We start from the raw sequence: 6152 nt of genomic DNA, 5'->3' as shown, positions 1-6152 counted from the left end.
CCGCTACACCCTGGGCGACTTCGGTCTGGTCGCGGAGCAGGTGGACGAGCGGTTCTCGCGCTACCTCGCGGCGCACCCGCGGCTCGCCGGGTGAGCCTCACGGCTTCCCGGTGACGGTGGCCAGGACCCCGCCGAGCGCGGCGGCGGGGTCCGCCACCGGTCCGGGCGAGCGCCAGGCCACGAAACCGTCGGGGCGGACCAGCACCGCCCCGGCCGCCCCGATTCCGGCCGACGCGGCCCAGGCCGCGTCGAGCCGCACCGCGCGCACCTCGAGTCCGCGCTCGACGGTGACCTTGCCCGCGGCGTCGCACCAGTCCTGGCCGTCCGGTCCGGCCAGTACGGCGAAGCGCGAGCCGTTGAGATCCACAGTGGACACCCGGGCGCCGCTTGCCTCGACCCAGCGGTGTGCCAGGTGCGAGCCGGGTGATCCGTCCAGCACCGCCGCGAGGTCCTCCGTGGACGGAAGCGGCGCCACGGGCCCGGCGATCGCGGAGGAGTCGTACCGGTAGCCCTGGATCACCAGCGAGGCGTGCCAGGCCCCGGCGGCGGCCCGCTCGGCCACCGCCGCGGGATCCCAGTGCAGGCGCGGGTTTTCCCAGCGCAGCAGCGCCTGCCGGGTGACCAGTTCGGCGACCGCGTGCCGCTCTTCGTGGTAGCTCTCCAGCAACCGCTCCCCCGCCTGCCCGGCGAGCACCATGGCCAGTTTCCACGCCAGGTTGTACGCGTCGGCGAGTCCGGTGTTGAGCCCGAAGGCGCCCAGCGGGGTCACCGCGCGCGCCGCGTCGCCCACCAGGAACGCCCGCCCGGCACGGAATCGCCGTGCCAGCCGCGCGGTGGCCCGCCACGGCAGGACGCTGACGATCTCCACCGGCAGGTCCGCGCCGAGTGCTGTGCGGATCACCCGTGCGCAGCGCTCGGGCTCCCGGTCTTCCTCGGTGGAGTAGCCGGTGTGGAACACCCAGCGGTTCTCCCCCACCGCGAGCAGCATGCCGGGGGCGTCCGGGTGCCGGATCTCGGTCATGGCAGGCATCGCACCGAACCGGCTCGCCAGATCGGCGTGGAACAGGATGTTCAGGGTGGGGGCGCCGATCTCGCCGGGACCGGTGGTGGCAATGCCCAGCGCGTCCCGCACGGCGCTGCGCACGCCGTCGGCGCCGACCAGGTACCGGGTGTGCAGGACACGCCCGTCCGACAGGGTCACCGAGACGCCCTCGTCGTCCTGCTCGACGCCGGTCACCGCGACCCCGTATTCGATCGCGGCGCCGAGTTCGCGTGCGGCGGGGGCGAGGACGGCGTCCAGGCGGTCCTGGGGGTAGTGGCCGCGCGCGACGACCGGGCTGAGCCCGGCCGGGCCCGCCGGGGTGGGCGTCGCCGGGCGGCGGCTCCAGTCGATCTCCGCGGCGGTGCGTGCGTCGGCCTTCCAGGCGACGGCCGAGTGCACGGCGGCCGCGTCGATCCGCTCGCTCAGCCCGACTTCCCGGAAGAACTCCAGGCTGCGCGGGCTGATGCCGAGCGCGCGGGGATGCACGGACGGCTCCTCGCGGCGTTCCAGCACCAGCGACGGCACGCCGTGGTGTCCCAGGAACACGGCGGTGGCCAGGCCGACGGTGCCGCCTCCGGCGATCACGACGGGAATCGGTGACATGGGGACCTCCCTCAGTAATCGGGAACAGTGTTCCCGCTATGGGCACACTGTACCCAACAGGTACGCTGTGCCCATGTCCCCCTCGCTGTCGCCTCGATCACAGCCCGCCACGCTCGTCTGGATGCGGGAGCGCCCCCGCGGCAGCCGGGTCGTGCTCACCGAGGACAAGATCGTGCGGGCGGCCATCGACCTGGCCGACGCCGAAGGCATCGAGGCACTGTCCATGCGCCGCATCGCCACCGAACTCGGCTCGGGCACCACCTCGCTGTACCGGCACATCCGCGGCAAGGACGAACTGATCGAGCTGATGGTGGACGCGGTGTACGGCGAGGAACCGATCCCCGAGCGCGGCGGCCAGGACTGGCGCGAGGCGCTGGCGGACTTCGCCCGCCGCTTCCGCCACTCGCTGCTGCGGCATCCCTGGCTGGCCCAGCAGGCCTCCCAGCGCCCGGCGCTCGGCCCGAACGTGATCGCCCGGTCGGACCACGCCCTCGGCCTGGCCGCGGAAGCCACCCCGGACCCGACCAGGGCCGCCCTGATCGTCGGCGCGATCACCACCCACGTGCTCGGCTCGGTCGCCGCGGAACTCGCCGAGCTCCAGGCCCAGCGCACCACCGGCATGACCGAGGACGAGTGGCGTGAGTCGGTCGGCGGCTACGTCACGCGGGTCATCGAGTCCGGCCGGTACCCGCATTTCGCGCGCAGGGTCCTGGAGGCCGAGGACCCGGACGCGGAAACGCGGTTCGAGTTCGGCCTCACCTGCCTGCTCAGCGGTATCGCCGCCACCCTCACGTCCTGAAGCACCGGTTCCCGTGAGGGGACCCCGGCAAAGCGGATTGCCGTGAAGGGTCCCTTCACGGTCAAATCGACTGTGAAGGGACCCTTCACGGCAGCCTCGACCGGGATGACGGACCCGACTTTGCCGGGGCCCTGGCCTTGTTTGCCGTGAGGGGACCCCTCACAGCAAAGCCCCGACCCTGTTTGCCGGGGTGTCCGGTCAGCGCAGCAGGGCGCCGAGGCGCTGCGCCGCCTCGATGACGTTCCGGCCGAGGGCTTCTTCGTCGGGGGCTTCGAACAGGGACAGGCCGATGCTGACCTCGCGCCCGGGCACCATGGCCGAGACGCCGATCACCGACGACGCTATCTCGCCGTAGGACACGGCGAACCCGCGCTTGCGGGCGAGCGCGATCTCTTCGCGTTCGCCGGGAACCGGCGGCTCCGCGGCGAGCATGGCCAGCCCCGCCGAGCCGCGGTCGATCGGATCGATCTGTCCGGGCCGGAAGCTGACGTGCATCCGCCCCTGGCGCGGCTCGACGATCATCAGCATCCGTACCTGGCGCTCGTTTTCCCGCACCACGAGGTGTGCCGTCGCCTGGGCGAGGTCGCCGAGTTCTTCGAGGATCGGGCGTGCCAGCGTCCGCAGGTCCTGTTCGACGGGCTCCGCCAGCCGCACGAGCCCGTTGCCCAGTGAAATCCGCTTGAACCGGTCGCGCCGGCACAGGTGGTGTGCCTCCAGGGTCCGGACGAGCCGGTGCGCGACGGTGCGGTGCACGCCGATGCCGTCGGCGATCTCGGTCAGCGTCATGCCCTGCGGGTGCCCCGTCAGCAGTTCGAGGATCTGCAGCCCGTTGTGCAGCGTTTTCGACATCCCGGCGTCGAGCCGGACGGAATTTTCGGGCATGACGCTCCTCTTGACGGGCCCGCGAGGCCAACCTACTGTTTCCGTAGTTCGCACGGCGCGTGCGATAATAGCACGCCACAAGGGTGTGTGCCAGCCCCGGAGGTAGCCTTGCCGCTCGCGAAGGACAGCGAAAACAGCGCGGATCCCGCCGCCGTGGGACAAGTCGACGCCGGCACCCTGGCCGAGATCCACCAGCTCTACGGGGCGCAGAGCCACTTCATCGACAACGGTCTTGCCCGCGCGTGGGCGGGCACCTTCACCGCCGACGGGCAGTTCCGCTCACCGAGCTATCCCGCGCCGGTGAACGGGGCGAGCGAACTCGTCGCGTTCGCCGAACGGTTCTTCGCGGCCGGGCGGGACGCGGGGGAGACGGTGCGGCACGTGGTCACCAACACCTACGTGACGCGGACCGGGCCGGAATGCCTCACGGTGCAGGCCTACCTGCAGATCGTGGCGACACCGGCGGGCGGACCCTCCCGGCTGGTGCGCCAGACCACGATCAGCGACGAACTGGTCGCCGACGGCGGACGCTGGCGCATCCGGTGCCGCACCGTCCACCGCGACGACCAGCGACCGCCCCACGGGCGCTGAACCGACGATCCGAAGCAACAGGAGAAGATTCATGAGCGAGACAGGCGTGCTGCACGAGCCGATGACGGCCGTTTACCCCGAGTTCCCGGGGAAGGTCGCCGTGGTCACCGGCGCGGCCCGAGGCATGGGCGCCCGCTTCACGGCGGCGCTGGCCGGCCGCGGGGTGCACGTCGTGGGCGCGGACATCGCCGAGGAGGCGATGCTGGCCACCGCGGAGGAAATCACCGCCGCACTGGCCGCGACGTCGTTGCACGGCGAGCCGGGGCGGATCGTCGGCACCCGGATCGACGTCACCCGGCCGGAAGAGCACGAGGCGGTGGCCCGGTTGGCAGTGCAGCGGTTCGGCCGCATCGACTTCTGGATCAACAACGCGGGCATCTTTCCCTTCGCACCGGCGGAGGAGATCACGCCCGAGCAGATCGGGGCGACCCTTTCGGTCAACGTGGAGGGTGTGCTCTACGGGGCGCAGACCGCGGCGCGGCACATGGAACCCGGCGGCGCGATCGTGAACATGTCGTCGGTGTCCGCGCTGCGGGTCCGCCGCGGCCGGGGTGCCTACTGCACCTCCAAGGCCGCGGTCGCGCACCTCACCGAATCCCTCGCGGTGGAGTTCGGGGACCGCGGCATCCGCGTCAACGCCCTCGCCCCCGGATACATCGACACGGAAATGACCCGGTGGGTCAAGGAGGATCCGGCCGCGCTCCGGCACGCGCTCGACGTGGTGCCGCTGCACCGCCTCGGTTCGCCGGAGGAGGTCGTCGGCCCGCTGCTGTTCCTGCTCTCGGACAGCGCGCGGTACGTGACCGGGCACAGCATCGCGGTGGACGGCGGTTCCCGGCATGTCTGAGCGGTTACCGTCCACTGTGCTCGTCACCGGTGCCGCGGCGGGCATGGGTGCGGCCCACTCCCGTGCGCTCGCGGCACGGGGAACACACGTTTGCCTCGCCGACGTGGCCGACAGCGCCCCGCTCGCACGGGAAATCATCGCCTCCGGGGGATCGGCTTCGGTGCACGAGCTGGACGTGACCGAACCCGCCGCCTGGACGCGGGTGGTGGACGAGATCCGCGGGAGCCGGGGCGAACTGGGCGGCCTGGTGAACAACGCCGGGATCTCGCGCAGGCTCGGATTCCTCGACACTACGGACGAAATCTGGGACCAGGTCCTGCGGGTCAACCTGTTCGGCCCCTTCTACGGGATGAAGGCCGTGGCCGGGCTGATGCGCGACTCCGGTGGCGGCTCGATCGTCAACATCTCCTCGATCGCGGGCCGGATCGGCTACTTTTCGCCCGCTTACTCGTCGAGCAAATGGGGTCTCACCGGCCTGTCGAAAGCGGCCGCGGGGAATTTCGCGCGCTGGGGCATCCGGGTCAACTCGGTGCATCCGGGCCTGGTCGCCACCGAACTGCTGGCCGGGGCGGACGCGTTCGTCACCTCCGCGGTGGCGAGTGTGCCCGCGGGGCGCATGGCACGGCCCGAAGAGATCAGCGAAACGGTGCTGTTCCTCTTGTCCGACCGGTCGAGCTACCTCACCGGCAGCGAGGTCACCGTCGACGGCGGGCTGGTGTCGAACGGGCTCTACCACCGCATCATCGCCGAGACCGCCGGGGAGCTGTCGTGAACCAGGAGTGGGACGTCGTCGTGGTCGGCGGTGGCGGAGCGGGTCTCACGGCCGCCGTGACCGCGGCCGAAGAGGGGGCGTCGGTCCTGCTCTTCGAGGCTGAGCGGGAACTCGGCGGGTCCACCCGGCTGTCGGCCGGGATGTTCACCGCGGCGGGCACCAGCGTGCAGGCGAGCCTGGGCGTCGAGGACTCGGCGGAGCGGTTCTACCAGCACTACATGGATCTCAACCAGTGGATGCTCAATCCGGCACTGGTGGCGGCGTTCTGCCGTGCCTCGGGGCCGACGCTGGAATGGCTCATCGGGCTGGGGGTGGAAATCCCGGCGGCGGTGTCCGGTGACGCGCACACCCCCGGCCTGTGCCGCGCCGGGGTGGAGGACGTGTGGCGCGGGCACGTGCCCAAGGACCAGGGGTACGGCCTGGTGCAGGTCCTGGCGAAGGCCGCGCGAGGGCTCGGCGTGGAGATCGTGCTCGGCACGCGGGTGCAACGGCTCATCGAGGAGGGCGGCCGGGTCGCGGGCGTCGTCGCCGACGACGTCGAGGTGCGGGCGGGCGCGGTGGTGGTGGCGAGCGGAGGGTTCGCGCGGAATCCGGACCTGCTCGCACGCCACTACCC

The 6152-nt window shown here is 71.7% G+C and carries 7 protein-coding genes; 5 read left to right on the top strand and 2 right to left on the bottom strand.

What is annotated here, in order from left to right; genetic code table 11:
• Window positions 1-97: 97 nt before the first annotated feature.
• Window positions 98-1645, bottom strand: coding sequence for an FAD-dependent monooxygenase (locus FNH05_RS29425; protein WP_144592107.1), 1548 nt, complete (start codon window positions 1643-1645; stop codon window positions 98-100).
• Window positions 1646-1718: 73 nt separating this feature from the next.
• Between FNH05_RS29425 and FNH05_RS29420 the strand changes: the two genes are divergently transcribed.
• Window positions 1719-2444, top strand: a complete 726-nt coding sequence (locus tag FNH05_RS29420; protein WP_222426738.1) for a TetR/AcrR family transcriptional regulator — start codon at window positions 1719-1721, stop codon at window positions 2442-2444.
• Window positions 2445-2642: 198 nt separating this feature from the next.
• Here the strand turns inward: FNH05_RS29420 and FNH05_RS29415 are convergent, their stop codons facing one another.
• The gene (locus tag FNH05_RS29415) at window positions 2643-3326 is read right to left on the bottom strand and encodes an IclR family transcriptional regulator (protein WP_246128007.1); all 684 of its coding nucleotides are present in this window, start codon (window positions 3324-3326) and stop codon (window positions 2643-2645) included.
• A 108-nt stretch (window positions 3327-3434) separates the two neighbouring features.
• On the opposite strand from FNH05_RS29415, the gene FNH05_RS29410 reads away from it, so the two are divergent.
• The 4 genes from FNH05_RS29410 to FNH05_RS29395 all read left to right on the top strand — a co-directional run.
• Window positions 3435-3917: a nuclear transport factor 2 family protein gene (locus FNH05_RS29410; RefSeq protein WP_246128006.1), complete on the top strand. Its 483-nt coding sequence runs from the start codon at window positions 3435-3437 to the stop codon at window positions 3915-3917.
• A gap of 31 nt (window positions 3918-3948) precedes the next feature.
• Window positions 3949-4764 carry an SDR family NAD(P)-dependent oxidoreductase gene (locus FNH05_RS29405; protein ID WP_222426737.1) on the top strand — a complete coding sequence of 272 codons (816 nt, stop codon included), beginning with the start codon at window positions 3949-3951 and terminating at the stop codon, window positions 4762-4764.
• Entirely contained in the window at window positions 4757-5536 is a 780-nt protein-coding gene (locus tag FNH05_RS29400) for an SDR family NAD(P)-dependent oxidoreductase (RefSeq protein WP_144592106.1), read from the top strand. The genes FNH05_RS29405 and FNH05_RS29400 overlap by 8 nt, the downstream gene beginning before the upstream one ends.
• Window positions 5533-6152, top strand: a 620-nt coding sequence (locus FNH05_RS29395) for an FAD-dependent oxidoreductase (protein WP_144592105.1), incomplete at its 3' end; no start/stop codon positions are given. The genes FNH05_RS29400 and FNH05_RS29395, both read left to right, overlap by 4 nt.

The organism is Amycolatopsis rhizosphaerae, from assembly GCF_007713715.1.
Lineage (GTDB): Bacteria > Actinomycetota > Actinomycetes > Mycobacteriales > Pseudonocardiaceae > Amycolatopsis_E > Amycolatopsis_E rhizosphaerae.
Note: the sequence above shows the minus strand (reverse complement) of the source record. Positions and strands in the feature narration are given on the sequence as shown.

Bases quoted from the DNA above. Each gene is read 5' to 3' on its own strand.
- FNH05_RS29425 (WP_144592107.1), bottom strand. From the start codon at position 1,645: ATGTCACCGATTCCCGTCGTGATCGCCGGAGGCGGCACCGTCGGCCTG.
- FNH05_RS29420 (WP_222426738.1), top strand. From the start codon at position 1,719: ATGTCCCCCTCGCTGTCGCCTCGATCACAGCCCGCCACGCTCGTCTGG.
- FNH05_RS29415 (WP_246128007.1), bottom strand. From the start codon at position 3,326: ATGCCCGAAAATTCCGTCCGGCTCGACGCCGGGATGTCGAAAACGCTG.
- FNH05_RS29405 (WP_222426737.1), top strand. From the start codon at position 3,949: ATGAGCGAGACAGGCGTGCTGCACGAGCCGATGACGGCCGTTTACCCC.
- FNH05_RS29400 (WP_144592106.1), top strand. From the start codon at position 4,757: ATGTCTGAGCGGTTACCGTCCACTGTGCTCGTCACCGGTGCCGCGGCG.